General features: G+C 73.7%; 20 protein-coding genes and 1 pseudogene. 11 read left to right on the forward strand and 10 right to left on the reverse strand.

Annotated features, from left to right (window positions below; all coding sequences use genetic code 11):
* Positions 1-45 precede the first annotated feature (45 nt).
* A complete protein-coding gene (locus ACWDD7_RS08675; RefSeq protein ID WP_450456847.1) occupies positions 46-1,575 on the forward strand; it encodes an SDR family NAD(P)-dependent oxidoreductase in 1,530 nt (509 codons plus the stop codon).
* A gap of 39 nt (positions 1,576-1,614) precedes the next feature.
* Here the strand turns inward: ACWDD7_RS08675 and ACWDD7_RS08680 are convergent, their stop codons facing one another.
* Positions 1,615-2,010, reverse strand: a complete 396-nt coding sequence (locus ACWDD7_RS08680) for a hypothetical protein (RefSeq protein ID WP_450456848.1) — start codon at positions 2,008-2,010, stop codon at positions 1,615-1,617.
* 450 nt (positions 2,011-2,460) lie between these two features.
* On the opposite strand from ACWDD7_RS08680, the gene ACWDD7_RS08685 reads away from it, so the two are divergent.
* Positions 2,461-2,634 carry a hypothetical protein gene (locus ACWDD7_RS08685; protein ID WP_351877379.1) on the forward strand — a complete coding sequence of 58 codons (174 nt, stop codon included), beginning with the start codon at positions 2,461-2,463 and terminating at the stop codon, positions 2,632-2,634.
* Between the two features lie 52 nt (positions 2,635-2,686).
* The gene (locus tag ACWDD7_RS08690; RefSeq protein WP_351877377.1) at positions 2,687-3,172 is read left to right on the forward strand and encodes a GNAT family N-acetyltransferase; all 486 of its coding nucleotides are present in this window, start codon (positions 2,687-2,689) and stop codon (positions 3,170-3,172) included.
* A gap of 291 nt (positions 3,173-3,463) precedes the next feature.
* Here the strand turns inward: ACWDD7_RS08690 and ACWDD7_RS08695 are convergent, their stop codons facing one another.
* On the reverse strand, positions 3,464-4,810 hold the full coding sequence (locus ACWDD7_RS08695) for an amidase (RefSeq protein WP_392217552.1): 1,347 nt from the start codon (positions 4,808-4,810) through the stop codon (positions 3,464-3,466).
* 168 nt (positions 4,811-4,978) lie between these two features.
* Here ACWDD7_RS08695 and ACWDD7_RS08700 point away from each other — a divergent pair, with 168 nt between their 5' ends.
* Positions 4,979-7,993, forward strand: coding sequence for an alpha-mannosidase (locus ACWDD7_RS08700; RefSeq protein WP_450456849.1), 3,015 nt, complete (start codon positions 4,979-4,981; stop codon positions 7,991-7,993).
* Between the two features lies 1 nt (position 7,994).
* Here the strand turns inward: ACWDD7_RS08700 and ACWDD7_RS08705 are convergent, their stop codons facing one another.
* On the reverse strand, positions 7,995-8,120 hold the full coding sequence (locus tag ACWDD7_RS08705) for a hypothetical protein (RefSeq protein ID WP_450456850.1): 126 nt from the start codon (positions 8,118-8,120) through the stop codon (positions 7,995-7,997).
* 61 nt (positions 8,121-8,181) lie between these two features.
* Between ACWDD7_RS08705 and ACWDD7_RS08710 the strand changes: the two genes are divergently transcribed.
* Positions 8,182-8,457: an EamA family transporter gene (locus tag ACWDD7_RS08710; RefSeq protein WP_450456910.1), complete on the forward strand. Its 276-nt coding sequence runs from the start codon at positions 8,182-8,184 to the stop codon at positions 8,455-8,457.
* Between the two features lie 3 nt (positions 8,458-8,460).
* Here ACWDD7_RS08710 and ACWDD7_RS08715 read toward each other — a convergent pair whose 3' ends face one another.
* Positions 8,461-9,882 (reverse strand): lipase maturation factor family protein, encoded by a 1,422-nt coding sequence (locus tag ACWDD7_RS08715; RefSeq protein WP_351866395.1) that lies wholly within the window; start codon positions 9,880-9,882, stop codon positions 8,461-8,463.
* A 101-nt stretch (positions 9,883-9,983) separates the two neighbouring features.
* On the opposite strand from ACWDD7_RS08715, the gene ACWDD7_RS08720 reads away from it, so the two are divergent.
* From ACWDD7_RS08720 to ACWDD7_RS08730, 3 genes are all read left to right on the forward strand, one after another.
* Positions 9,984-11,825 (forward strand): DUF6777 domain-containing protein, encoded by a 1,842-nt coding sequence (locus tag ACWDD7_RS08720; RefSeq protein ID WP_450456851.1) that lies wholly within the window; start codon positions 9,984-9,986, stop codon positions 11,823-11,825.
* 65 nt (positions 11,826-11,890) lie between these two features.
* Positions 11,891-13,960, forward strand: a complete 2,070-nt coding sequence (locus ACWDD7_RS08725) for a SpoIIE family protein phosphatase (RefSeq protein WP_450456852.1) — start codon at positions 11,891-11,893, stop codon at positions 13,958-13,960.
* Positions 13,961-14,020: 60 nt separating this feature from the next.
* The gene (locus tag ACWDD7_RS08730; RefSeq protein ID WP_450456853.1) at positions 14,021-14,884 is read left to right on the forward strand and encodes an Fpg/Nei family DNA glycosylase; all 864 of its coding nucleotides are present in this window, start codon (positions 14,021-14,023) and stop codon (positions 14,882-14,884) included.
* A gap of 174 nt (positions 14,885-15,058) precedes the next feature.
* On the opposite strand, the gene ACWDD7_RS08735 is transcribed toward ACWDD7_RS08730, so the two are convergent.
* Together ACWDD7_RS08735 and ACWDD7_RS08740 are read right to left on the reverse strand one after the other, a co-directional pair.
* Entirely contained in the window at positions 15,059-15,574 is a 516-nt protein-coding gene (locus ACWDD7_RS08735; protein ID WP_351866386.1) for a hypothetical protein, read from the reverse strand.
* A 144-nt stretch (positions 15,575-15,718) separates the two neighbouring features.
* Positions 15,719-16,296: pseudogene (locus tag ACWDD7_RS08740) on the reverse strand (sigma-70 family RNA polymerase sigma factor).
* 241 nt (positions 16,297-16,537) lie between these two features.
* On the opposite strand from ACWDD7_RS08740, the gene ACWDD7_RS08745 reads away from it, so the two are divergent.
* A complete protein-coding gene (locus tag ACWDD7_RS08745; protein WP_450456854.1) occupies positions 16,538-17,665 on the forward strand; it encodes a CapA family protein in 1,128 nt (375 codons plus the stop codon).
* Here ACWDD7_RS08745 and ACWDD7_RS08750 read toward each other — a convergent pair whose 3' ends face one another.
* Complete coding sequence (locus tag ACWDD7_RS08750) at positions 17,666-19,087, reverse strand: amino acid permease (RefSeq protein ID WP_351866377.1); 1,422 nt, start codon at positions 19,085-19,087, stop codon at positions 17,666-17,668.
* Between the two features lie 51 nt (positions 19,088-19,138).
* Positions 19,139-20,086 carry a LysR family transcriptional regulator gene (locus ACWDD7_RS08755; protein ID WP_450456855.1) on the reverse strand — a complete coding sequence of 316 codons (948 nt, stop codon included), beginning with the start codon at positions 20,084-20,086 and terminating at the stop codon, positions 19,139-19,141.
* Positions 20,087-20,207: 121 nt separating this feature from the next.
* On the opposite strand from ACWDD7_RS08755, the gene ACWDD7_RS08760 reads away from it, so the two are divergent.
* On the forward strand, positions 20,208-21,458 hold the full coding sequence (locus ACWDD7_RS08760; protein WP_450456856.1) for an MFS transporter: 1,251 nt from the start codon (positions 20,208-20,210) through the stop codon (positions 21,456-21,458).
* Here ACWDD7_RS08760 and ACWDD7_RS08765 read toward each other — a convergent pair.
* Positions 21,394-21,864 carry a universal stress protein gene (locus tag ACWDD7_RS08765; RefSeq protein WP_351866369.1) on the reverse strand — a complete coding sequence of 157 codons (471 nt, stop codon included), beginning with the start codon at positions 21,862-21,864 and terminating at the stop codon, positions 21,394-21,396. The genes ACWDD7_RS08760 and ACWDD7_RS08765 overlap by 65 nt on opposite strands.
* A 102-nt stretch (positions 21,865-21,966) precedes the next feature.
* Between ACWDD7_RS08765 and lysX the strand changes: the two genes are divergently transcribed.
* Entirely contained in the window at positions 21,967-25,230 is a 3,264-nt protein-coding gene (gene lysX, locus ACWDD7_RS08770; protein WP_450456857.1) for a bifunctional lysylphosphatidylglycerol synthetase/lysine--tRNA ligase LysX, read from the forward strand.
* Here the strand turns inward: lysX and ACWDD7_RS08775 are convergent.
* The gene (locus ACWDD7_RS08775; RefSeq protein ID WP_450456858.1) at positions 25,184-26,629 is read right to left on the reverse strand and encodes an MFS transporter; all 1,446 of its coding nucleotides are present in this window, start codon (positions 26,627-26,629) and stop codon (positions 25,184-25,186) included. The genes lysX and ACWDD7_RS08775 overlap by 47 nt on opposite strands.
* Positions 26,630-26,716: the final 87 nt, after the last annotated feature.

The following is a 26,716-nucleotide window of genomic DNA, read 5'->3' on the forward strand; positions in this document are numbered from 1 at the left end:
GGGCGCGAGTCGGAGCGCTGCGCGGATCAGGGAAACGGCAGCGCGATGACGGTGACAGAAGACGGCTCCATGGCCACGGACCCCATGGCCGCGGAAGAGGTCGTCCACGGCCCCGGTATCGATCCGGAGCGCCTGGCCGTCTGCCTCAGCGTGCTGGAGGAGCTCGACACGATCGACGTCGACCACCCCGACGCGATCCTGGTGCGACGGGCCACCTCGCACATCTACCGGACGGTCAAGCAGCGCCGCCGCCAGGAGCGCCGGGCCGCCAAGACCGCCCACGACCGCGCGGTCACCGAGGCCACGGCCACCGGCTCCGCCGAGCGCATCGACGACGAGACCGAGGGCATCCTGCCCTCCTCCAGGGTCGAGCCCGGCCGGATCGCGGGCATACTCCAGCGCCCGCGCTCCTGCTACACCTGCAAGACCCGCTACGTCGAGGTCGACTACTTCTACCACCAGCTCTGTCCCCAGTGCGCCGGCCTGAACCGCGCCAAGCGGGACGCCCGCGCCGACCTCACCGGCAAGCGCGCCCTGCTCACCGGCGGCCGCGCCAAGATCGGCATGTACATCGCGCTGCGGTTGCTGCGTGACGGCGCCCACACGACGGTCACCACCCGGTTCCCCAAGGACGCCATCCGCCGCTTCAAGGCGATGGAGGACTCGGCGGAGTGGCTGCACCGCCTGGAGGTCGTCGGTATCGACCTGCGCGACCCGGCGCAGGCCGTGGCCCTGGCCGAGCGGGTCGCCGAGGCGGGCCCGCTCGACATCCTGATCAACAACGCGACGCAGACCGTACGACGGCTGCCCTCCGCGTACGCGGCCCTGGTCGAGGGCGAGAGCGCCCCGCTGCCCGCCGGTGAACTGCCCGCCCACGAGGTGATCGGCGCCTTCAACTCCGGAGCCGTGGACGGCATCACCGCGCTGCCGGCCGGCGCCGGTGCCCTGGAGGCGCGGGGCGGCGGCCTGGACGCGCAGAAGGTCGCCGACCTCGCGCTGGTCGCGGGCAACGCCAGCGTCGCCCGGCACCTGGACGGGACCGCGATCGACGCGGGCGGCCTCGTGCCGGACGTCGTGGACAGCAACACCTGGGTGCAGAGCATCGAGCAGATCTCCCCGGTGGAGCTGCTGGAGACCCAGCTGTGCAACTACACGGCCCCGTTCATCCTGATCAGCAAGCTCCGCCAGGCGATGGCCGACGCGGCCCGCAAGGCGGCGCGCGGACGGTCGTACGTCGTCAACGTCTCGGCGATGGAAGGGGTGTTCGGCCGGGGCTACAAGGGCGCCGGGCACCCGAACACCAACGCCGCCAAGGCGGCCATGAACATGGTGACGCGGACCAGCGCCCAGGAGATGTTCGACACCGACGGCATCCTCATGACCTCCGTCGACACCGGCTGGATCACCGACGAGCGCCCGCACTACGACAAGCTGCGCCTCGCCGAGGCCGGCTTCCACGCCCCCCTCGACCTGGTCGACGGCGCGGCCCGGGTCTACGACCCGATCGTGCGCGGCGAGAACGGTGAGGACGTGTACGGCGTCTTCCTCAAGGACTACGCGCCGGGCAAGTGGTAGCGAGCGCCACGCGCTGATCTCCGGGGTCCGCCCCGGGGGTCAGTCGACCGCGCCGAGCCGGGAGTGGCGCGCGGCGACCAGCTCCAGGACCGTGCGCCAGTCCTCCAGCACCCCGGCGTCGAAGCCCGCGCCGTGGCCCTCCTCGCCGGCCAGGCGCAGCCGCAGGACGTCCTCGTCGGCGGGGCCCGCGTCCCCGCGCACCAGCCGGGACACCCGCTCCCCGAGCAGCGGCCGTACCGCCGCGGCGGCGCGGCGTGCCGCGTTCGCCTCGTCACCGGGGGCGAGCAGCGGCCCGATCCCCTGGACCAGCCCCGCGACCTGGAGCTCCTTGTCGGCGGGGCGGCTGCGGCGCAGCAGCGCGGCGGTCCGCAGCGCGTGCTGGGGCCGGCCGGCGTACAGCAGGTCCATCAGCTCCTCGACGCTGCGCAGCTCCATGCGTCAGTCCTTCCGCGAGAGGGCCGTGTCGGGCGCCAGCAGACCATGGTGAGCTTGCGGCCCGGCCAACGGCACCTGAACTGCGTCGCATGGGCCGAACGGGTGATACGGAGCGTCGTACCGGCGATGCGATTTGTCATGAATAGCTGCATATTGGACGGTATTGGGTTGCTGATCGAAGCGCGATAGTTACCCCTTGTTTGCACTATCTATCGAGCAGAGGTCCGCTCATTTGGTTAACCTGGAGTGGACGGACAGCGAAAAGGGGTCCCAACCCGCACCCATGTCGTCCGTCCGGGGCGTACCGGAGATCATCGGCCCGTCCCACCCGAAGTACCGGCGCCACCGCGCCCGAACTGGCCTTTCATCCAGACCCGAACGGGCGGTGAGCGCCGGAGCACACACGGTCCGGTACGCCCCGAGGGTGATCCGACACATAAGGAGTGCGCGGTGACACCGGAAAAGACGAATCGCGAGCAACGCCCCGAAGAGCACCCGGAGCGTCCGGGCCGCCGGCCCGGAGAACTCGGCAGCCTCGATGTGTGGGCCCGGTCCGCCCCCATCCGCCTCGCGGGCTACGAGGAGGACCTGGCCGAACCCCACATCCTGCCCAGCGTGGACTGAACCCGTTCGCGATCTCCGCGGCGCATGGGCGTGACCTGCGAGAATCACGCCCATGCTGATCAGGGAAGCCGTTACCGACGACTGGCCGCGGATCTGGCCCTTCTGGCATCGGATCGTCGCCGCGGCCGAGACGTACGCCTGGGACCCCGACACCGACGAGCAGGCCGCCCGTGCCCTGTGGATGAGCCCGGCCAAGCGCGTGTACGTCGCGGAGGACCCGGCGGGCACCGTGGCCGGCTCCGCCTACCTCACGGCCAACTACGGCGGCCCCGCCGCCCACGTCGCCAACGCCGGCTTCATGGTCGACCCCGCCCGGACCGGCCGGGGCGTCGGCCGCGCCCTGGCCGAGCACGTCCTCGCCGAGGCCGTCCGCCACGGCTACCGCGCCATGGTCTTCAACGCCGTGGTCGAGACCAACCCCGCGGTCCGTCTGTGGACCTCCCTGGGCTTCACCGTCCTGGCCACGGTCCCGGAAGCCTTCGACCATCCCCGCCACGGCCCGGTCGGCCTGCACGTGATGCACAAGTCGCTCCTGTAACCCCCGAAAATGCCCGGCTCCCGCGGCGGGGACGGGGCGTTCTCCTCGTGGTCGTCCAGGAAGCGGACGCGCGCACCTCGCCACGGCGGAGCGGGAGGCGGTGTACCGGTACCTCGATGAGGCCGAGGCGGTCGCCGAGAGTTGTGGTGCCCATGCCGTGTCGAGGTGGGTCGACGAGGCCCGGGGGCTCATCGGGGGCAGGCAGGGCCGAGCGGCGCACGGCCGCGGGCGCCGGCCGCGGTGTCGTCCGGGTGCCGGCCCGCCACCGGTGCCGTCCGCCGCCGTGCCCCCTCAGTCGGCCAGCGGCGCCGTCCGTTCCCACGGCAGCGACCGCTCCAGCTCCGCCGCCAGGTCCAGCAGGACGGGCTCCGTGCCGGGGCGGCCCACCAGTTGGACGGCGCAGGGGGCCCCGGAGGGGAGGGTCCCCAGGGGGAGGGACATGGCCGGCCAGCCGGTCAGGTTCCAGGGCGGGGTGAAGGGGGAGTAGGCGGAGTTGACGAGCACGTTGCGCAGCCAGCCGCGTTCGTGCCAGGGACCCGCGGCGGGGGAGCGGCGGGCCAGGGCCGGGGTGAGCAGGACGTCGTGCTCGGTGAGGAAGGGGGCCAGCCGGGCGCGCAGACGGTCGCGTTCGGTGCCGGTGCGGACCGAGGCCACGAAGCGCCGGCCCAGCGCCGCGTGCACCCGGGTGCGCCGGGCCAGCCGCGCCGGGTCCAGTCCCTCGGCGTCCACCGCCGTCCCCGCCGTCCAGTACCGCAGCGCGGTCACGCCCATCGTCACGGGGTACGGCGGTTCCGCCCGGCGCACCCGGTGACCCGCCCGCGCCAGCACCCCGGCCGCCCGCCGGACCGCGCTCGCGTACGGCCGGCTCACGCCCGCCCCGGGCAGCGGATTGCGCAGGGCCACCGCGATCGTCCGCCGCGGCGGCTCCTCGGCGGCGGGGAAGTCCGCGTCCGCGAGCACGCCCAGCATCAGCCGCAGGTCCTCGACCGTCGTGGCCAGCGGGCCGTTCTCCGACATGCCGAACCAGTCCCCGTTGCCGATCCCCGCCGGCACCACCCCGGGCCCCGGCTTCAGGGTGACCAGACCGCAGTTCGCCGCCGGGATGCGCAGCGACCCCATGCCGTCGTTGCCCAGCGCGATCGGCACGAACCCCGCGGCCACCGCGGCCGCGCTGCCCCCGGAGGAGCCGCCCGCCGTGCGCGTGGTGTCCCAGGGGTTGCGTGTGGTGCCGTACACGCCCTCGGTCGTACCGAAGACACACAGCTCGGGCACGTTCGTCAGGCCCACGACCACCGCGCCCGCCGCCCGCAGCCGGGCCACCGTGACATGGTCCTCGGCCGCCGGGGTGTCCGGGGTCGCGGCGGAACCGTCGCGGTGGGACTCGCCGCGCACCGCGAGGTTGTCCTTCACCGCCACCGGCACCCCCGCGAGCGGCAGTTCGGCCAGATCGGCGCGCGAGGCCACCTCGTCCGCCTCGGCGAGCGCCGCCTGCCCGCGCACCGTGCGGAACGCCTCGATCCGCCCGTCGTGCCGCTCGATCCGCGCCAGGTGCTCCGCCACCACCTCCCGCGGCGTCACCCGCTTCTCCCGCACGGCGGCGGCGATCTCGGCGGCGCTCCGCCCGGCCCAGCTCCCCACGGCACTCCTCGTTCACTCGTCGGCTACTCGCCGGTACACATCAGGACGCACGGAGAACTGTGCCCCGTCGAGCGCGGTACGTCGAGGGTCCGGCGGCCCCCGGAGGGGAATGCGTTCCTCAGCGTGTCCGATTCGTGAACGCCCGGAACCCCGCAGGGAGCATCCCGCATGCATGACGACCGCACTCTGGTGGAAGACCGCCTGCGCCGCGTCCTCGCCGAACGCATCCGCCCCGCCGTGTACCCGGAGTCCGTGCCGCTTGAGGTCGCGGTGTGGCATGCGCCCGGCGAACCCGTGCCGGTGGCCGAGGGCCTCGCCGCCGAGCCCCGGCCGATCGAGGTGGGCACCCGGTGGGGCGCCCCCTGGGGCACCAGCTGGTTCCGGGTGACCGGGACCGTGCCCGCGGCCTGGGCGGGGCGGACCGTCGAGGCCCTGCTCGACCTGGGCTTCGACCAGGATCTGCCCGGCTTCCAGTGCGAGGGTCTGGTCTACCGGCCCGACGGCACCCCGGTGAAGGGCCTCAACCCACGCAACCAGTGGGTGCGCGTCGGGGCTCCCGTCGCGGGCGGCGAGCGGGTGCGCCTGCACGTCGAGGCCGCCGCCAACCCGCTCGTCCTCGGTCCCGGGCCCACCCCGTTCGGCGACAAGGAGACCGCCGGGGACGCGCCGCAGTACACGCTCACCCGCATGGACCTCGCCGTCTTCGACGAGACGGTGTGGCAGCTGGTCCTCGACCTGGAAGTACTCGGCGAGCTGATGGCCGAGCTGCCGGTCGACTCCGCGCGCCGCTACGACATCCTGCGCGCCGTCGAACGGGCCCTGGACGCCGTCGACCTCCAGGACGTCAACGGCACGGCGGCCCGCGCCCGCGAACGGCTCAGTGCCGTCCTGGCCGCGCCCGCCGTCGCCTCGGCCCACCGCGTCAGCGCCGTCGGGCACGCCCACATCGACTCGGCGTGGCTGTGGCCGCTGCGCGAGACCGTGCGCAAGGTGGCCCGTACCGCGGCCAACATGACCGCCCTGATCGAGGACGAACCGGAGTTCGTGTTCGCCATGTCCCAGGCGCAGCAGTGGGCCTGGGTGAAGGAGCACCGGCCCGAGGTGTGGGCGCGGGTGCGGAAGGCGGTCTCGCGGGGTCGGTTCGTGCCGGCCGGCGGGATGTGGGTGGAGTCGGACACCAACATGCCGGGATCGGAGGCGATGGCACGGCAGTTCGTGCACGGAAAGCGGTTCTTCCTGGACGAGTTCGGCATCGAGAACGAGGAGGTCTGGCTGCCGGACACCTTCGGCTTCGCCGCCGGGCTCCCGCAGATCATCCGGGCGGCGGGCGCCAAGTGGCTGCTGACCCAGAAGATCTCCTGGTCGCGGACGAACGCCTTCCCGCACCACACCTTCCACTGGGAGGGCATCGACGGGACCCGGATTCTCACCCACTTCCCGCCCGTCGACACCTACAACTGCGCCATGCACGGCTCCGAACTCGCCCACGCCGCACGCAACTTCCGCGAGAAGGGCCGTGCCCGGCACTCGCTGGCGCCCACCGGATTCGGTGACGGGGGCGGCGGCACCACCCGCGAGATGGTCGCCAGGGCCGCCCGGCTGCGCGATCTGGAGGGCTCGCCCGCCGTCGTCTGGGAGACCCCGGCCGCCTTCTTCGAGAAGGCCGCGGCGGAGTACCCCGACGCGCCCGTCTGGGTCGGGGAACTGTACCTGGAGCTGCACCGCGCCACCCTCACCAGCCAGGCGAAGACCAAGCGGGGCAACCGACGCAGTGAACACCTTCTCAGGGAAGCCGAGCTGTGGGCGGCGACCGCGGCCGTGCGCACCGGATTCCCTTACCCCTACGAGCAGTTGGACCGCGTCTGGAAGACGGTCCTGCTGCACCAGTTCCACGACATCCTGCCCGGCTCCTCCATCGCCTGGGTGCACCGCGAGGCACGGGCGACCTACGCGCGCGTCGCCGGGGAACTGGAGGCGGTCATCGCCGGGGCCCAGCGGGCGCTGGCGGGGGAGGGCTCCCGCGAGCTGGTGTTCAACGCGGCGCCGCACGAGCGCGACGGCGTCCCGGCGGCGGGCGCGGGCGTACGGGACGCCCCGGGCGCGGGGACGGCACTGTCGCCCCGTGCCGCGGGCGGGTACGTGCTCGACAACGGGCTGCTGCACGTCGAGATCGACGCCCGCGGCCTCGTCGTCTCCGTGCGCGACCTCGCCGCCGACCGCGAGACCCTCGCTCCCGGCGAGGCCGCGGGTCTGCTCCAACTCCACCCGGACTTCCCGAACATGTGGGACGCCTGGGACGTCGACGCCTTCTACCGCAACACCGTCACCGACCTCACGCACGCCGACGAGACCGGCGTCGGCGAGGACGGGGCATCGGTACGGATCGTCCGTGTCTTCGGCGACTCCCGTGCCACACAGGTGTTCTCGCTGCCGCCGGGGGAACGGCGGCTGGTCGTCGACACGGAAGTCGACTGGCACGAGACGGAGAAGATCCTGAAGCTGGCCTTCCCGCTCGACCTGCATGCCGAACGGTACGCGTCGGAAACCCAGTTCGGGCACGTCTTCCGCCCCACCCACACCAACACCTCGTGGGAGGCGGCCAAGTTCGAGGCCTGCAACCACCGCTTCGTCCACCTGGAGGAACCCGGCTGGGGCGTGGCCGTCGTCAACGACTCGACGTACGGACACGACGTGATGCGCACCGTACGGACCGACGGCGACCGGGGCACGACGACCACCGTCCGTGCCTCCCTGCTGCGCGCCCCGCGCTTCCCCGACCCCGAGACCGACCAGGGTGTCCACCGCTTCCGGCACGCCCTCGTCCCCGGCGCCGCGATCGCCGACGCGGTCCGCGAGGGCTGGCGCGCCAACCTGCCCGAACGCCGTACGACCGGGGCCCACGACGTCGCCCCGCTGGTCACCGTCGACGACGACGCGGTCGTGATCACGGCGGTCAAGCTCGCCGACGACGGCAGCGGCGACGTGGTGATCCGCTTCCACGAGGCCCACGGCGGCCGGGCCCGGCCCACCCTCGCACCCGGCTTCGTGTTCACCGGCATCACCGTGACCGACCTCCTGGAACGCCCGCTCGCGGGTGCGCCGGAACCGGTCCGCGAGGGCGAGCGGATCACCGTACGGCTGCGTCCGTTCGAGCTGATGACCCTGCGGCTGCGCAGGCCCTGAATCACCCGTTCAGCGGCACCAGTGCGGCCAGCCGGTCGAGGACGCGGCGGGTACCGGGACGGCCGCCCGTCCCCGCCCGGTACACCGCGTGCACACTGCGGTGCACCGGGTCCCGCAGCGGATGCACCCGCAGGCCGCCGCTCGCCCCGGGCGCGCTCGGTGCCGTCCTGCACGGCCCCGCCAGCGCCCTGCTCGCCGCGGCCTACCTCGGCGCGCTCCCGTCGGCCGCCGGATTCGTCGTCCGGGGCCACGCGGTCGCCCGCCGCACGGTCACCGCCGCGACCGCCGCCCTCTACCTGGTACCGGCCGCCACTCTCGCCGTCGCCTACCCGTGGCTGGGCGAACGCCCGCATCCCGTCGAGCTGTCGGGCGGACTGCTCACCGTCGCGGGGGTGGCCCTGGTCTCCCGCCGTACGACCACCGCCGCTGCCCGCCGGGGAACCGAGTGCCGCGTGCGGGGGTGAGCGCTACGACCGCTCGGCCGCTCGGGCCAGCCGGGTCGGCGGCAGATACTCGCGTACGTACGTCCGGTCCCAGCACGCCCCCGTCTCGCGCAACTCCCGCCAGGTGGTGTAGCGGTAGCGGAAGAGGCGGGCGCGGACGTAGCGGGGCGGGGTGTCCGGCGGGAAGGGGGAGCGGCGCAGGAGCCGTAGCGTGGCGCGGTCGTTCTCCAGGAGGCGTTCCACCAGGCCGCCGAACCACTCCCCGGCGTACGCGGGCGACAGCGCGGCGAACCACATCAGCCAGTCCAGCCGCAGGTGGTACGGCGCGAACTGGCGCGGCCAGTGCCGGAGCCGGCCCGGCTTGCCCCTGAACTCGTACTCCCGCCAGTCCGCGTCCTGCCGGGCGGCCTCGTCCAGTGTGCCCTCCACGACCACCTCGTAGCGCACCCGGCTGACGCTGCCGAAGGCGCCGTAGGTGTTGACCAGATGGAGCGGGTCGAAGGAGCGGTTCATGACCTGGCGGCGGGAGACCATGTTCACCACGGGGCGGTAGCTGAGGAACAGCAGCAGCGCGGTGAGCGCGAGGACCACGACCTCGTAACCGAGGGGTGCGGACGGCAGGGCGGGTGCCGTCGCCGGGAGCCGCAGCGCGGACACCGCCAGCACGATGGTGATCCAGTTCAGCCAGGAGAAGTTGCCGGAGAGCACCAGCCACAGCTGGGTGACGATCATCAGCGCGGCGGCGGCCGAGGCGATCGGCTGGGGCGTGAACAGCAGGAAGGGCACCACGAGTTGGGTGAAGTGGTTGGCGGCCACCTCCACCTTGTGCAGCGGCTTGGGCAGATGGTGGAAGAACCAGCTCAGCGGGCCCGGCATCGGCTGGGTCTCGTGGTGGTAGTAGAGGCAGGTCAGCCGGCGCCAGCACGCGTCGCCGCGCAGCTTGATCAGCCCCGCGCCGAACTCCACCCGGAACAGGATCCAGCGCAGCAGGAACAGCACCGGCACCGGTGGCGCCACCTCGTCGTTGCCGAGGAAGGCGGCCAGGAAGCCGGTCTCCAGCAGCAGCGACTCCCAGCCGAAGGCGTACCAGGTCTGGCCCACGTTCACGATCGACAGGTACAGCGCCCACGGCACCAGCCACAGTACGATCCCCGCCCACAGCGGCAGCAGCGCGTCCGCCCCGGCGAGCAGCGACGCCGACACCGCGCAGCCCGCCCACGCCGTGGCCGCGAAGAACCGGTCGGAGTAGTGCAGGTGGAACAGGCTCGGCGTCCGCCGGAAGGGGACCCGGGCCACGTAACGGGGGATCGGCAGCATGCCGCGCTCGCCGAGCAGCGCCCGGAACTGGCGGGCGGCCGCCAGGAACGCGACGAGATAGAGGGCGGCCAGCGCCCGCTGGAGGACCAGCCGGCTCAGCCAGTAGTCGGGTGCGTCGAACCAGTCCACGACCGCCTCGTCTCCCTCGTGCCGATCCCCCCGAGTTGCCAGTGAAACGGGGGTAACGCAAATAATAGGGATAATTCACCCACAGTGATGCGGAGTGCACGGTGCGCATACCCACCGGATCCATGGTCATGGCCTGCGTGCTGCTCTCGGTGGCGCTGCTCCTCACCGGGTGTGCGGGCGCCGCCGTCAAGGAGGCCCAACTGGGCGAGGAGGTCTTCCTCCAGCCCGCCGCGGAGCAGGGGCCCGATCCCTTCACCGCCTCCACGGCGACCGGCCCCGCCGGTCCCGGCACCCCCCGGCCGACCGGCACCGGCCGCACCGCCGACGCCAGCGCCCCGCCCGCGGGCCTCGCCGTCGCCCCCCTGGCGGCGGCGCGCGCCCTGTCCGGCGGCACCCCAGGGCTCTACAGCGGCAGCGCCCGCGTCGCCGGCTGCGACGTCGAACGGCAGATCGTCGGCCTGACGGCCGATCCCGCCCGGGGCGACGCGTTCGCCCGAACGGCCGGTGTCTCCCGTGCGGACCTGCCCGGCTACCTGCGCGAGCTGACCCCGGTCCGGCTGCGCGCGGACACCCGCGTCACCAACCACGGCTACCGCGACGGGCAGGTGGCCGGCTACCAGGCCGTGCTCCAGGCCGGCACCGCCGTCCTCGTCGACAACCGGGGCGTGCCCCGGGTGCGCTGCGCCTGCGGCAACCCCCTCCGTCCGCCCGAGGAGGCCCGCGGCGGCGTCGGCGCGCGTGGCACCGCATGGTCGGGCTACCGGCCGAACCAGGTGATCGTGGTGACCCCGGCGCCCCAGGCGGTGGGCAGCCTGACATTGCTCGACGCCGGCACGAACACCTGGATCGAACGCCGGGTCGGCCCCGACGTCCGCCACGACCGCCTCGTGGCCCCACCGGCCGTCTCCGACACCGCGCCCCCCGATCCCGGGCTCACCGGCTTCCCCCATCCGTCCCGTCCGACCACCACGCAGCCCAGCCCCCGGGAAACCCGGTCGAACACGGCGACGGGCGAGATGCGGGGAGCGGTGGTCGGCGCCGGGCGGGTGACGTCGGGGCGGGGGCACGGGGCGGTGCGCGGCGAGGAGGCGGACGACCGTCGTACCCGGGCGGACGGGAACGGCGCGGGGCAGGAGGGGCGGAGCACGCGGGCGGTGAAACGGGGGGCGGCCGGCACCGGGCGTGACGGGGGCAGGCCGGACGGCGGGGACCGCGACGCCTCCCGCGCCGGCGGACACGGCACGCACGCGGCGGGCGGGCAGGGGACCGCGCCGCCCGGCACCGACAGCGCCCCGGCCACGGCGGATCCCGGGACTTCGGTCACGACGGGTCACGGGACTTCGGTCACGGTGGATCGCGGGGCTTCGGGTACGGCGGATCCCGGTACTTCGGCCACGACGGTTCACGGTACTTCGGCCACGACGGATGACGGCACCCCGACCGCCGACGCTCACGGCACTCCCGCGGCGGACGATCGGGCCACCCCCACCCCCACGGCCCCCGGTACCCCCTCGCCCACCTCCACCACGTCCTCCGAGGCGCGCGCCGCGCTCCCCACCACGGCCCTCGGGGCCGACTCGGCCTCGCCCGCCCCGGCGGCCTCCTCCTCCCCCTCGGACTCTCCGGCCTCGTCGGCCCCGTCGGTGTCATCCGCCCCTTCCACCCCTTCCACCTCTTCCACCCCCTCCACCCCCTCCACCACCCCCACCCTCCGCGATCCCCTCGCCTATCCCCCCGACACCTCCCTCTACAACCCGGCCCCCTTCGGCGTACCCCCCAGCCCCCAGGCCCCCGACGAGATCGGTCCGCCCAACGTCACCGAGACGCCCGCCCTGCCCGACCCCAGCGGCGCCGACGCGCCCGCCGTGCCCGACGACGAGCCCGAACCCGGCGGTACCCCCGGCGGGGCCGGCCCCACCCCCGCCGACGCGCTCGGCGGCTGACCGCGGGCCCGCTCGTGGCCCCGGGACCGGTCGAAGAATCCGGCGAATCCTGGCAAGGTGGCTCCATGGCTGATCGGGGAGCGAGTGCCCTGTCACTCCCGGAGGACTGGCCCGTCCACCCGGACCCGATCCTGGCGCTCAACCACATGGGTGCCTTCGACTGGGACCTGGACAAGGGCCTGTTCCACATGGACGCCCAGGCGCACGAGGTGTTCGACCTGCTGCCCGAGGAATTCGACGGACGCGCCGAATCACTGGTCGTACGGGTGCCCCTGTCCGAGGCGGCCCGCCTCGACGCGCTGGTGTCCCAGAGCATCAAGGAGGGCCGCGAGAACTACGGCGCCTACTTCCGCATCCGCTGCCGCGACGGCACCCCGCGCTGGACCCACACCCAGGGCTACATCCGGCGGGACAAGAACGGCCGCCCCCGCCGGGTCGTCGGCATCGTCCGCGACGCCACCCAGGAACTCGCCGAAAGCGCGGTCCGCAGCGCGCGCGCCGCCCAGGACGAGGCCTTCCGCCAGCAGACCAACATCGTCCAGGTCGTCTCCGCGGCCCTCGCCCACGCCCGCACCGTGCAGGACGTCACCGACATCCTCAAGGACACCCACGGCATCCGGCGGCTGGGCGCGGCGAGCTTCGTGATGGGCCTGGTGGAGGCCGGCCGGATCCGGCTCGTCGCGGAGGCGCCGGCCGGCAGCTTCGTGCCCGCCAGCCAGGTGAACCGGATCGACGAGCCGTACCCCATGAGCGAGGTCGTGCGCACGCTGACCCCGCGGTTCGTCGAGTCCCCGGAGGAGTTCGCCGAGGAGTACCCCCTCCTGTGGCCGCAGATCACCCATCTGCATGTCGCCTCCGCCGCCTATCTGCCGCTGATCGCCCAGGCCCGGCCGATCGGGGTGATGGGCCTGCTCTACAGCGACCGGCGCGGCTTCTCCGAGGAGGAGCGCGGCGTCCTCGTCGCGCTCGGCGGCAGCATCGCGCAGAGCCTCCAGCGGGCCATGTTCTACGAGCAGCAGAAGGACCTCGCCCAGGGGCTCCAGCAGGCCATGCTGCCGCGCACCATCCCCAGCGTGCCGGGCGCCGACATCGCGGTGCGCTACCGCTCGGCCGCCCTCGGCCGGGACATCGGCGGCGACTGGTACGACGTGATCCCGCTGCCCGGCGGGCGGGTCGGCGCGGTCATCGGCGACGTCCAGGGCCATGACACGCACGCGGCGGCCGTGATGGGCCAGCTGCGGATCGTGCTGCGGGCCTACGCCGCCGAGGGGCACACCCCGGCCGCGGTGATGGCCCGCGCCTCGGTCTCCCTGCACGAACTCGACACCGACCGCTTCGCCACCTGTCTGTACGCCGAGGCCGACCTGTCCACCGGGGTGGTCCAGATGGTGCGCGCCGGGCACATCGACCCGCTGGTGCGCGGGCCCGGAGGCTGCCGGCGCGTGCCGGTGGCGGGCGGGCTGCCGCTCGGGCTCTCGGCCGAGTTCGGCGGGGTGGAGTATCCCGTCACGACCTTCGAACTCGACCCCGGTGACACCCTGTTGCTGTGTACCGACGGGCTGGTCGAGCAGCCGGGCGCCGATCTGGACGACGGCATGCGCGCCCTCGCGGACCAGGTCTGCGCGGGGCCCGACGACGTGGACGAACTCGCCGACCGGCTGATCCAGCCGGCCGAGGAACGGGGCGGCGACGACGACGTGGCCCTGCTCGTGCTGCGCCGCCGGATGCCGGAGACCGGACGGTCCTGCGGCCGGCTCCAGCAGCATGTGGCGCCCGGCGATCCGGAATCCCTCACCCAGGCCCGGCACATGATCCGGGCCGCGGTCCGCGCCTGGGGAGCGGTCGAGCGCGCCGACGAGGTCGAGCTGGCCGCGGACGAGCTGATGACCAATGTCCTGGTGCACACGGAGGGCGCGGCGATCGTCACCCTGCGGTCCCTCGTCGGCACCGGGAGCAGGCTGCGGATCGAGGTGGAGGACTCCTCCAGCGCCCTGCCCCGGCGCCGGGACGCGGGGTGGGACGGGGTCTCCGGACGGGGGCTGCTGCTGGTGGAGATGCTCGCCGACGCCTGGGGCGTGGAGGCGCGCGGCAGCGGCAAGGTGGTGTGGTGCGAGTTCCGGCTGGACGGGGGCTGATCCGAGGGCCCACCGGGTGAGCCGGGGGGCGTTGTCAGTGGCGGGTGGCACTCTGGACGTATGCCGGAACTGCCCGAGGTGGAAGCGCTGACGGACTTCCTCACCGAGCACCTGGTCGGCCTGCGGGTGGCCCGGGTGCTGCCGGTCGCCGTCAGCGTGCTGAAGACGTACGACCCTCCCGTCACCGCCTTCGAGGGCGCCCGGGTCACCGCGGTGCGCCGGTACGGCAAGTTCCTGGACCTCGCGGCGGACAGCGGGCTGCACCTGGTGACCCATCTGGCCCGCGCGGGCTGGCTCCAGTGGAAGGACCGGCTGCCGGACGGCCCGCCCAAGCCGGGCAAGGGCCCGCTCGCGCTGCGCGTGGCGCTGGAGACCGGCGAGGGCTTCGACCTCACCGAGGCCGGCACCCAGAAGCGGCTCGCGGTGTACGTCGTCCGCGATCCGGCTCAGGTGCCGGGCATCGCCCGCCTGGGCCCCGACCCGCTCGCCGCCGACTTCGACGAGGCCCGCCTCGCCGCCCTCCTCAAGGACGAGCGGCGGCAGCTCAAGGGCGCCCTGCGGGACCAGTCCCTGATCGCGGGGGTCGGCAACGCCTACAGCGACGAGATCCTGCACGCGGCGAAGATGTCCCCCTTCAAGCTGGCCGCCTCCCTCACGCCCGAGGAGACCCACCACCTGTACGAGGCGCTGCGCGGCACCCTCGCCGACGCGGTCGAACGCTCCAGGGGCGTGGCCGCGGGACGCCTGAAGGCGGAGAAGAGGAGCGGCCTGCGCGTCCACGGCCGCACCGGCGAGCCCTGCCCGGTGTGCGGCGACACCATCCGTGAGGTCTCCTTCAGCGACTCCTCCCTCCAGTACTGCCCCGCCTGCCAGACGGGCGGCAAACCCCTGGCCGACCGAAGACTCTCCCGCCTGCTGAAGTGACGGGGGCTGGTGCCGTCCGGCCCCGGCGGTCGACTGCCCACCGCTCCCTCCCCGGCCTCGCTCCTGTTCCCCTGCGCGCGGCGGTCACCGGGTCCTCCCCGGCCACGTGGCCGCCGCGCCCGGCGAGGACCTCCCCCAGGACCGCTCGCGGGTGACGGCGGGCGCGTCACCGGATCAGAAGAGATGGATCGCCAAGTGCCCGAGCGGCAGACCCAGTTGCCACGCCGGTGTCCAGACCTTCGGCCCGTCCTCCTCGCCGGACAGCGTGCCGCCCGGCACCGCGTCCAGGTCGGTGGCCAGCAGCTCCGTCTCCTCCAGCCAGCGCCAGGCGTCCTCGGCGAGCGCCAGATCGGGAGCGGGCGAGCCGGCGGCGCGCGCGGTCAGGTCGGCCATGCGGGTGCGCACCCACTCCTGCCAGGGATGGTCGCAGGCGGTCAGCGACAGCCAGTTCTCCAGCTGGGAGATGACCCGGATGCCGGACAGCTCTCCCTCGGTGTCGGACAGGAAGACGGTCAGCGCCAGCGCGTCCCGGCCGGCCCGGAACTCGAAGGACGTCGGCGGCATCAGATCGCCGGTGCGCAGCAGCTCGTCGGCGATGTACTCGGCGTACAACCACGCCATGGGTACGACCAGTTCACCGCCGCCGGCGCCGTCCGCGCCGCCGGTGCTCTCGTGACCTGTGTACGGCATTTCCTTCCTGCCCTTCCTCCGGTGCGCGCGTGCCGCCCGATCCCCGGGGACCCGCCCTCGCCCGGAACGCGGATGAGGACAGCCCATTGCCCCGACGGGGCCCACAGCAAGGCGCTTTACCGAGGTTTGACCAAGCTTCCGGTTTCAGCGCAGGTCCGCCGCGTAACCGGGAAGCTCCCGACGCAGGGCGCGGAGCGCGTAGTACGCCCGGGACCTCACGGTACCGGGCGGAATGCCGAGGGTGCGCGCCGCTTCCGCCACACTGGCCCCGCGGACGTACACGAGGACAAGGACGTCACGGTGCTGCGGCGTGAGAGTCTTCACAGCGGCCCGCACGTCCAGCGCCGCGGCGGCCCGTTCCGCCGGGTCGGCGGTGATCCGCGCGTCCTCCGGCACTCCGTCGGCCACCTCGGCGGGGCGCGCCCGGCGGGCGCCCGGGTGGCGTCGATCGCGAGCCGCCGGGCGACGGTCGACAGCCAGGGCCGTACCGAGGCGAAACCGTCGGCGTGCAGCGCCTCGGGGTGCTGCCGGGCGCGCAGCAGGGTCTCCTGGAGCAGCTCCTCGGCGTGCTGCCGGTCCCCGTCGCACAGCCGCAGCAGGAGGGCGAAGAGGGGGCCGCCGTGTTCCCGCTGGAGCGCCGCCAGTTCGTGCTCGGCGGTCGTCGTCCCCCGGGGCCGCGAGGTCCTCGCGTGGACGGGGATGAGTGAGGTTCCGGCCGTCATGGCCGTATCGCAGCGCAGCGCGCGCTCGGCGCACAGAGGGTGGGTGCGGCCGTGCGACGGACGGTCGGATCGCGTCGGCGAACGGTCGGCGGGCCCCCGGGAGGGGCACCGGATGGGTCAATGAGAGGACCCGGACCGTTTGGACGGAGAGTCGGCTTCATACCCATATGCCCGTCACGGCAAAGTCGGTAAATACGACAGCCGTACTGACGTACTGACGCAGATCCCGAGGGGTGAGCCGATGATCGGACGCAGACACCAGGTGGCCCTGGCCCTGACCGCCGTCCTCGCGGCGGCGGCCGCCTGCACCCAGCAGGTCCGCCAGGACTCCGGCCGGGGCGGCGCCGCCGGGCCGCCCGCCGGCCGCGGCTTCACCCTCGTCGCCTCCGGTGACATCCTGACCCACCCCGCCGTCCTCGACCGCGCCTCCTCCGACGCCGCCGGCGCCGGTTACGACTTCCGGCCCATGCTCTCCGGCGTCGAACCCCTCGTGCACGGCGCCGACCTGGCGCTGTGTCACCTGGAGGACGGCGCCGGCGACGCGGCCCCGCTGGCCCCGCCGCAGCTCGCCCAGGACCTCGCCCTGACCGGCTACGACGGCTGCGCCACCGCCTCCGAACACGCCCTGGACGACGGCGCCGACGGCATCCGGCGGACCCTCGACACCCTGGACGCGGCGGGTCTCCGGCACGCCGGCACCGCCCGCAGCGCACAGGAGTCCCGCCGCCCGGCCCTGTACCGGGCCGGTTCCGCCGAGGTCGCGCAGCTGTCGTACACCTTCGACACCGAACAGCCGCTGCCGTCCGGGCAGCCCTGGGCGCTCGGTCCGATCGACGCCGACCGGATCGAGGCCGACGCCCGCGCCGCCCGGAAGGCCGGCGCCGACGTGGTCGTGCTCTGCCTGCACTGGGGCACCGGCAGCGACGACGCCCCCACCGACGACCAGATCGCCCTGGCCCGCCGGCTGACCGCCTCCGCCGACGGCCGGCGTCCGGACATCGACCTGATCCTCGGCGCCCACACCCATGTGCCGCAGCCGTACGAGAAGGTCAACGGCACCTGGGTGGTCTACGGCCTCGGCGACCAGATCGCCGACGAACTGGACGACGGCGACGGCTCCCGCGACCCGCGCGGCAACGAGTCCACCCTGGCCCGCTTCACGTTCGCCCCGCCCGAGCGGGCGGGCGGGCGCTGGCGGGTGACGCGGGCCGAGTTCGTGCCGCAGATGTACGACCTCGACGCCGGGCGCGTGGTCGACGTGGGCCGGGCCGTCGCGGGCGGGGCCGACCTCGCCGGGGTCCGCGACCGGATCCGGGACGTGGTGCTCAGCCGGGGCGCCGCCAAGGACGGCCTCGCCATGGGGGAGTAGTCAGCCGGTGCGCCGCTCGGCCAGCGCCGAGCGCTTGTAGGAGTAGGTGAAGTAGACCAGGCAGCCGATCAGGAACCACACCGCGAACCGCACCCAGGTCTGCCACTGCAGGAACGTGATCAGCCAGATCGAGAAGACGACACCCAGCGCGGGCACGAACGGCACCCATGGCGTACGGAAGGCGCGCGGCAGGTCCGGGCGCCGCCGGCGCAGCACGATCACCGCCGCGCACACCACCACGAACGCCAGCAGGATGCCGATGTTGGTCAGCTCGGCCGCCTCTCCGATCGGCAGGAACCCGGCGATGAGCGCGGAGGCCGCCCCGACGATCCAGGTCACCCGCGTCGGCACGTGCCGCGTCGGGTGCGTCTTGGCGAACCAGCCGGGCAGCAGTCCGTCCCGGGACATGGAGAACCACACCCGGGTGACGCCCAGCATGAACGTGAACATGACGGTGAGGATGCCGATGATGGCGCCCACCGCGATCACGTCCGCGAGCGCGTTCAGGCCCACCGACTTGAACGCCGTGCTGAACCCGCTTTCCTTGTCGATGAACCTGTAGTTCTGCATGCCGGTGAGCACCAGACAGGCCGCGACGTACAGCACCATGGCGATCACCAGCGAGTAGATGATCGCCCTCGGCATGTGCCGCTGCGCGTCCTTCGACTCCTCGGCCGCCGTCGACATCGCGTCGTAGCCGAACACCGCGAAGAACACCGTGGCCGCACCCGTGAAGGCGCCGCCGATCCCGTAGGGGAAGAACGGGTGGTAGTTCGCCGTGTCGATGTGGAACATGCCGACCCCGATCACCAGCAGCACCACCAGCACCTTCACCGCGACCACGATCGTCTCGAAGCGGGCCGCGCTGCGGATGCCGAGGGTGAGCAGCCAGGCGATCAGCAGGCAGAGCACCACGGCGAACAGGTCCACCCGGTGCCCGGAGCCGGTGCCGGGCGCACCCAGCATCCAGGGGGGAAGCTTCGCCCCCAGCTGTTCGACCAGGAAGCCGAAGTAGCCGGAGATGCCGATCGCGACCACCGCCACGATCGCCGTGTACTCCAGCAGCAGGTCCCAGCCGATGAACCAGCCCGCGAACTCGCCGAGCACCGCGTAGCCGTAGGTGTACGCCGACCCCGCCTTCGGGATGAGCCCCGCGAACTCGGCGTACGACAGCGCCGCGCACGCGCTCGCGGCGCCGGCGATCAGGAAGGACACCAGCACCGCGGGTCCGGCCGTGCCGTTGGCCACCGTACCGGCGAGCGTGAAGATGCCGGCGCCGATGATGCCGCCGACGCCGATCGCGGTGAGCTGCCACAGCCCGAGCGACCTCTCCAGGCGGGGCCCCTCGCCGACCTCCGTCTCCTCGATGTGCTCGATGGGTTTGCGGCGGAGAATGCCCTCACCCGCGCGGAGCCTTGCCATGCGCCTCACCTCTTCGCCGACGGCAAACGGCTGACGCCGGGTCATGATGGCTCAGGCGTGCCTCGCTGGGAAGGCGCCACGCACGGCCCAGGCGGGGGTCCACGCGCGCGCGGGCGGATGGGCGGTCGGCCGCTCGGCGAGATGGGCGCGCAGCGCGGCGAGCGCCGGATGCGTGTTCGTCGCGTCCCACACCAGGGAGTGCGGGTAGACCGGTGTCGGGTCGGTGAGCGGGATCCGCCGCAGATCGTGCCCCTGCGGCCAGACCAGCCGGATGCCCTCGGCGACCAGGGTGGCGAGCGAGGCGGAGGCGGCGACGGTGTCGAGCAGCGCCTCCGAGCCGAAGTCGGGGCCCACCGAGTCGATGGTGAGGCCGAACTCGGCGGCGAGCGCCGCGTAGTAGGCGGCCCACTCGGTACCGGCCACGAGGCCCGGCATCCAGATCCGGTGCCCGGCCAGCTGCGCCGGGGTCACCGAACGGGCTCCGGCGAGCGGATGCCGCGGGCCGGTCAGCAGTTGCACCGGCTCGTCGAAGACCCGGGCCGCCCGCAGACCGCCGGGCAGCCGGGTGCCGACGGCGCGGAAGGTGGCGTCGACGGTGCCCGAGCGGACGGCGGCGACGGCCGTGTCCGCGTCGAACAGGGTCACCACGTCCAGGGCCGTCTCCGGGTGCGCCCGGTGGAAGTCGCGCAGCAGGCCCGCGGGTCCGAGCCGGGCCCCGACCACGTCGACGCGCAGCGCCCGCCGACCCGGCCGCACCGAGGCCGCGGCGCGCTCCTCGGCCAGCAGCAGCTCGCGGGCGTGCGGCAGGAACGCCCGCCCGTCGATGGTCGGCACCGCCCCGCGCGCGGTCCGGACGAACAGCCGTACCCCCAGCTCCTTCTCCAGCGCCGCGATCCGCTTGGAGACGGCCTGCTGGGTGATGCCGAGGACGGCCGACGCCTCCTGGAACTGCCCGGTGTCCGCGACGGAGACGAAGGTGCGCACGGCCTTGAGATCCACCCCGTCATCGTAGCCACCGGTCCACCTCGTACAACCAATGGTTGTGGCGGCCGTCGTCGTGGTTGTTTGATACGCACCCCACCTGCTGGTTTTTATGTCCCCGGTCAACGGGAGGTTGTGGATGAAGCTGGGGCGGCGGTTCGGGTGGCTGTGGGCCGCGTACACGGTGAGTACCTTCGGAACCTGGCTCGCGTTCGACGCCTTCGCGTTGATCGCGGTCCTCGTGCTGCACGCGGGCGCCGCCCAGGTGTCGCTGCTCGCCTCCGCCGGGGTCGCCGTCGGCGCGGTGGCCGCCGTACCGCTCGGCCCCTGGATCGAGTTCCGCCGCAAGCGGCCGGTGATGATCACCGCCGACCTCGTGCGTGGGGCCGCGCTGCTCACGCTGCCCGTCGCCTACGCGCTCGGCGCCCTCGGATTCGGGCAGCTCCTCGTGGTCTCCGTGGTCGTCGCGACCGCCGACATCGCCTTCACCGCCGCCTCCGGGGCGCACCTCAAGGCGTTCGTGCCGCCCGACGGTCTGCTCACCGCGGCCAGCCGGTTCGAGTCCACGAACTGGACCGCCAGCGTGCTCGGCCCGCCGCTCGGCGGCGCCGTCGTCGGCCTGCTCGGACCGGTGACCACGGTGGCCGCGGACGCCCTCAGCTATGTGCTCTCCGCGTTCGGCATCCGCGCCATCGGCCGCGACGAGACCGTCCCCGAGCGCACCGCCGCGCCGCGCGCCGGGGAACTGCTCGACGGCTGGCGGCACCTGCTCACCAGCCGCGCCCTGCGCCCGCTCTTCCTCAACGTGCTGCTGAACAACGCCCTGATCATGGCCGGCTCGCCGGTCCTCGCGGTCCTCATGCTCGGCCGGCTCGGCTTCGCCCCCTGGCAGTACGGCCTCGCCTTCGCCGTGCCCTGCCTCGGCGGGCTGCTCGGCTCCCGGCTGGCCCGCCCGCTGGCCACCCGGTACGGCAGGCGCCGGGTGCTGCTCGCCTCGGGCGTGCTGCGCGCCTGCTGGCCGATCGGCCTCGCCTTCGTCGGGCCCGGCGTGACCGGGCTGCTGACGGTGATGGTCGTCGAGGCGGGTCTGATCACCTGCTGCGGCATCTTCAACCCGCTCGTCGTCACCGAGCGCCTGGAACTGACCCCGAACGACCGGGTGGCCCGGATGCTGGCCGCCTGGTCGGTCACCGGCAAGGCCGTCACGGCCGCGCTCACCGCCCTGTGGGGGCTGCTCGCCGCCCTCGCCGGCCCGCGTACCGCGCTCGGCGTCGCCGGGGTGCTGATGCTCGCCACGCCGCTGCTGCTGTGGCCGCGCCCCGCCGCTACGGAACGACCGTCACGGGCCAGCGTCCCGCCTTCACCAGTCGCACCGCCACCGACCCGATGATCCGGTGCCCGGCCTGCTCCGAGGCGCCCACCACCACCGCGTCCGCCTTCAGCTCCTCGGCGGCCGTCACCAGTCCGGCGTAGGGGTCGCCACGGAAGGTGTGGAACTCCCAGCGCACCTCGAATATCCCGCGGAGCCGCTCGGCCGCCTCCCGGATCTGCGCCACCAGGTCCTCGGCGATCTCGTCGGTCGTCTCCATCACCGGGGCACCCAGGGCCGCACCGGCCGCCAGCACGGGCTGCACGTACACCACCGCCAGCAGCGCGTGCTGCCGACGGGCCAGACCGCTCGCGTAGGCAGCGGCCCGCATCGAGGAGTCGGAACCGTCCACGCCGACGAGGATCACCTTCGGTCCGTCCGTGCCCCGCTCGAACAGGTGCGCATGTTCTTCGTGCTGCTCCGTCACGTCCCGAGGCTATCGGAACGGTTGCTTCCCATGAACCGACGGGCGCGTGGAGACCACGCCTCGACGCGCGCACCCCCCGCCCCCGTACCTACAGTCGGAACCATGACCGCCACCGCGGAGCCCGCCGCGCGTAGGGACGGCACGGGGGCGGGGCCCTCGGACGGCGGTGGGCGGCTTGGATGGGTGCCCGAGGCCTTCGGTGCGCTGTTCGCCGGGCTCGGGCTGCTGTGCGCGGCGATCGCGCTGGTGGAGCCGCTGCGGAGGGTGCTGCGTCCGCTCGTCCGGGGCATCGACCTGCTGCTGGTCCCCATCAGCGCCAACCTCGCCTACGCCGTCTTCCTGTTCCTGCTGGCCGGCGCCACCGCCGCCCGCAAGAAGGTCGCCTGGTGGCTGGTCGTCGTCTATCTGGGCCTGCTCGTCCTCACCGACGCGTTCGGCCTCGCCCTCGGCCTGTACGCCCAGTCGCTGCCCTCCCTCGTCCTGTGCGGCCTGCTGCTGGTCCTGCTGCTCGTGGCCCGCCGGGAGTTCTACGCCGCCTCCCGCCGCGGCGCGGTGTGGCGGGCCCTCGCCGTCCTGCTCGCCGGGCTCGCCGTCGCGATCCTGCTCGGCTGGGGCCTGGTCCTGCTCTTCCCCGGCACCCTCCCGGCCGACCAGCACCTGGCCTGGGCGGCCGACCGGGTGTGCGGCGGCCTCGTCTCCAGCAGCTCCTTCGCCGGGCACCCGCCCCGCGAGGTCACCTTCGTGCTCGGCCTGCTCGGCGCGCTCGCCCTGCTCAACGCCGCCGCCGCGCTGTTCCGTTCCCAGCGCCTGGAGGCCGCCCTGCACGGCGACGAGGAGGCCCGCATCCGCGCCCTGCTCAAGGCGTACGGCGAGCGCGACTCCCTCGGCTACTTCGCCACCCGCCGCGACAAGGCAGTCGTCTTCTCGCCCAGCGGCAAGGCCGCCGTCACCTACCGCGTCGAGGCCGGGGTGTGCCTCGCCAGCGGCGACCCCGTCGGCGACCCGGAGGCATGGCCGCACGCCATCGCCGCCTGGCTGGACCTGGCCCGCCGCTACGCCTGGGCGCCCGCCGTGATGGGCGCCTCCGAGGACGGCGCGCGCGCCTACGCCCGCGCGGGGCTCGGCGCCCTCCAGCTCGGCGACGAGGCGATCGTGCACGTCGCCGGGTTCGATCTGGGCGGCCGGGACATGCGTGTCACCCGGCAGGCCGTGCACCGCGTCCGCCGCACCGGCGCCACCTGCCGCATCCGCCGCCACGCCACCCTCGGCGAACGGGAGATGGAGGAGATCGTCGACAAGGCCGACGCCTGGCGCGACACGGAGACCGAGCGCGGCTTCTCCATGGCCCTGGACCGGCTCGGCGACCCCGCCGACGGCGACTGCCTGCTCGTGGAGGCCTGCGGCGAGGACCGCCGGCTCCTCGCGCTGCTCTCCTTCGTGCCCTGGGGCACCGACGGCGTCTCGCTGGACCTGATGCGCCGCGACCGCGCCGCGCCCAACGGCGTGATGGAGTTCATGGTCACCGAACTGTGCGCCGCCGCGCCCAGGTTGGGCATCCGCAGGATCTCGCTGAACTTCGCCGTCTTCCGCTCGGTCTTCGAGGAGGGCGCCCGCATCGGCGCCGGACCCGTCCTGCGGCTCTGGCGCCGGCTGCTGCTGTTCCTCTCCCGCTGGTGGCAACTGGAGGCGCTCTACCGCTCCAACGCCAAGTACCGCCCCCAGTGGTACCCGCGGTTCATCTGCTACGGCGAGACCGCCTCCCTCGCCCGCATCGGCCTGGCCTCCGGCATCGCCGAGGGCTTCGTCTCCGTGCCGTCGCTGCGCACCCTGTGGGGAAAGGGGCGCCGGGCGACCGGAGCGCGGCCCGCGCCCCCGCTCCCGCCGCTCGTGACCGCGGCCGCCCCCGGCACCGGGCCCGCCGCCCCGGACACCGGCCTGCCCGACCAGATCCGCGTCCGCCGCCACAAACTCGACCGCCTGCGGGCCGCCGGCACCGACCCCTACCCCGTCGGCGTCCGGCCCCCCACCCACGCCCTCGCCGACGTCCCGCCCGGCGCCGACGTCACCGTCGCCGGGCGGATCATGCTCGTCCGCGACCTCGGCGGCATCGTCTTCGCCGTGCTGCGCGACTGGTCCGGCGACCACCAGATCGCCCTCACCCGGGACCGCTGCGGCGCCGCCCTCGACCGCTTCACCGCCGACGCCGACATCGGCGACCACATCACCGTCAGCGGAGCGAGCGGCCTCAGCGACCGGGGCGAGCCCACCGTCTTCGCCACCTCCTGGCAGCTCACCGGCAAGTGCCTGCGCCCGCTGCCCGACAAGCGCCGTGGTCTGACCGACCCTGAGGCCAGGGTCCGCCTGCGCCACCTCGACCTGGTCACCCGGCCCGCCGCCCGCGCCGTGCTCCGCGCCCGCTCCGCCACCGTGGGCGCCCTGCGCCAAGGACTGCTGGGCCGCGGCTTCGTCGAGGTCGAGACCCCGGTGCTCCAGCAGATCCACGGCGGCGCCAACGCCCGCCCCTTCACCACCCACAGCAACGCCTACGACCTCGACCTGTACCTGCGCATCGCCCCCGAGCTGTACCTCAAACGCCTGTGCGTAGGCGGCCTGGAGAAGGTCTTCGAACTCGGCCGCACGTTCCGCAACGAGGGCGTATCGCCCAAGCACAACCCCGAGTTCACCATGCTGGAGGCCTACCAGGCGTACGCCGACTACGACGTCATGCTCGACCTCGCCCGCGAACTGGTCCAGGGCGCCGCCGTCGCCGCCCACGGGGCCCCGGTGGCCCACCGGCACGGCGAGGAGTACGACATCTCCGGGCCCTGGCCGGTGAAGACCGTGTACGGCGCCCTGTCCGAGGCCCTGGGCGAGGAGATCGGCCCCGGCACCGAACTGCTGCGCCTGCACCGGCTGTGCGACCGCGCGTCCGTGCCGTACACCGCGGACGACGGACCCGCCGACATCGCCCTGGAGATGTACGAGCGGCTGGTCGAGGAGCGCACCCGACTGCCCACCTTCTACAAGGACTTCCCGACCGCCGTCTCCCCGCTGACCCGGCAGCACCGCGCGGACCCGCGGCTCGCCGAACGCTGGGACCTCGTCGCCTTCGGCATGGAACTCGGAACCGCCTACTCCGAGTTGACCGACCCCGTCGAGCAACGCCGCAGGCTCATCGAGCAGTCGCTGCGGGCGGCCGGCGGGGACCCGGAGGCCATGGAACTCGACGAGGACTTCCTCCAGGCCCTCGACTACGCGATGCCCCCGACCGGCGGCATCGGTATCGGCGTCGACCGGCTCGTCATGTTCCTCACCGGCCTCACGATCCGGGAGACCCTGCCGTTCCCGCTGGTGCGCCGCCGCTGAGCCCCGGCTCGGGTTCGGGCTCCGGAGCCGGCGTGATCCGGGTCAGGGTCAGCAGCGCGACCGCCATCGCGGCCAGGGACAGCGCCATACCCAGCTGGAAACAGTCGTGCGCGCCGTGCGCCAGGAGCGACCGGTACGCCTTGATGCCGGTCACCCGGGGGGACGACTCCTGCTGCACGGCGGCGACGATGCCGGGGAACAGCGACACCCCCAGCCCCGCGCCCAACTGCCGGGAGGAGTTCAGTCCCTGCGGCAGGGCACCGCTGCCCGACCGGGCGAAGCCCACCGGCAGCGCGAGCACCCCGCAGCCGAACGCGACCAGCAGCAGCGGCGGCACCACATCGCCGAAACCGGCGGCGCCGCGCAGGCTCAGCACCAGGAACCCGAGGGCCGTCACGGCGCAGGCACCGGCCACCGTGACCCCGATCCCGAGCCGGGCCGCGAGCACGGGCAGCACCAGCCATCCCAGGGCGATCCCGGCGACGGCCGGCAGCATGGCCCAGCCGACCTGCACCGGGGACATGTCGCCGAGCAGCTGAAGAGCGAGTGAGAGGATGTACAAGAGCCCGGTCAGACACGTCGCCACCAGCGCCACCACCGTGTACGCGCCGACCGCGGCCCGCTCCCGGTACAGCCGCGCGAACAGCTCCGGCATCCGCTCGCCCCGGCCCAGCCAGGCCAGCGCCGAGGGCAGCAGCGCGCCCGCCACCGCGATCAGGACGACCGTCTCCAGGGACACGCTGTGGTCGCCGAGCCAGTCGGCGAACCACGCCAGGAATCCCAGGGGCACCACCCACTGGGCCGCCCTGCCCACCCGGCGCGCCCCGCCGGGCACCGGCGTGGTCTCGGTGAGCACCAGCGGGGTCAGCAGCAGAAGCACCGCCGAGGCCGCGGCCTGCACCCAGAAGGCCGTTTCCATGTCGTCCGTCAGGTCCAGCAGCACAACGGCCGGCAGCAGCACCGCGGGCAGCGCGGCGGCGACGACCGCGAAATGCACGTTCAGCGCCCGGTCCCGAACCGGCCCCTGCGGGTGCGCGGCGTCGATCAGCGCGAGCGCGCCCGCCGTGATCACCGCCGCCGCGACGCCCTGCACCGCCCGCGCGCCCAGCAGCAGCGAGACGTCGGAGGTCACCCCGGGCACCACGGCGGCCAGCGTCGACAGGGCGAGCCCGGCCGTCAGCACCCGCCGCTGCCCGAACGCCTCACCGAGCGCCGCCGCGAGCGCGGGCAGCGCGGCGAAACACACGCTGTACACGGTCAGCAGCCAGGCCAGGCCCGAGATGCTCAGACTCGCCCGCGCCATGAGCCACGGCAGGCCCATGACGAACATCGTGGTGTCGAAGACCACCAGCACCTGGGCCACGGCCAGCAGCACCACCGCCGGCCCGTTGCGCCGCACCCGGCCCGCTCCCCCTGATGACGCCAACTCGGCTCGCACCTCTGTCCGTTGTCGTGACGATGTCCGTGCCGAATGAAGGACTACCAG

It is taken from the genome of Streptomyces sp. NPDC001056 (genome assembly GCF_053598955.1).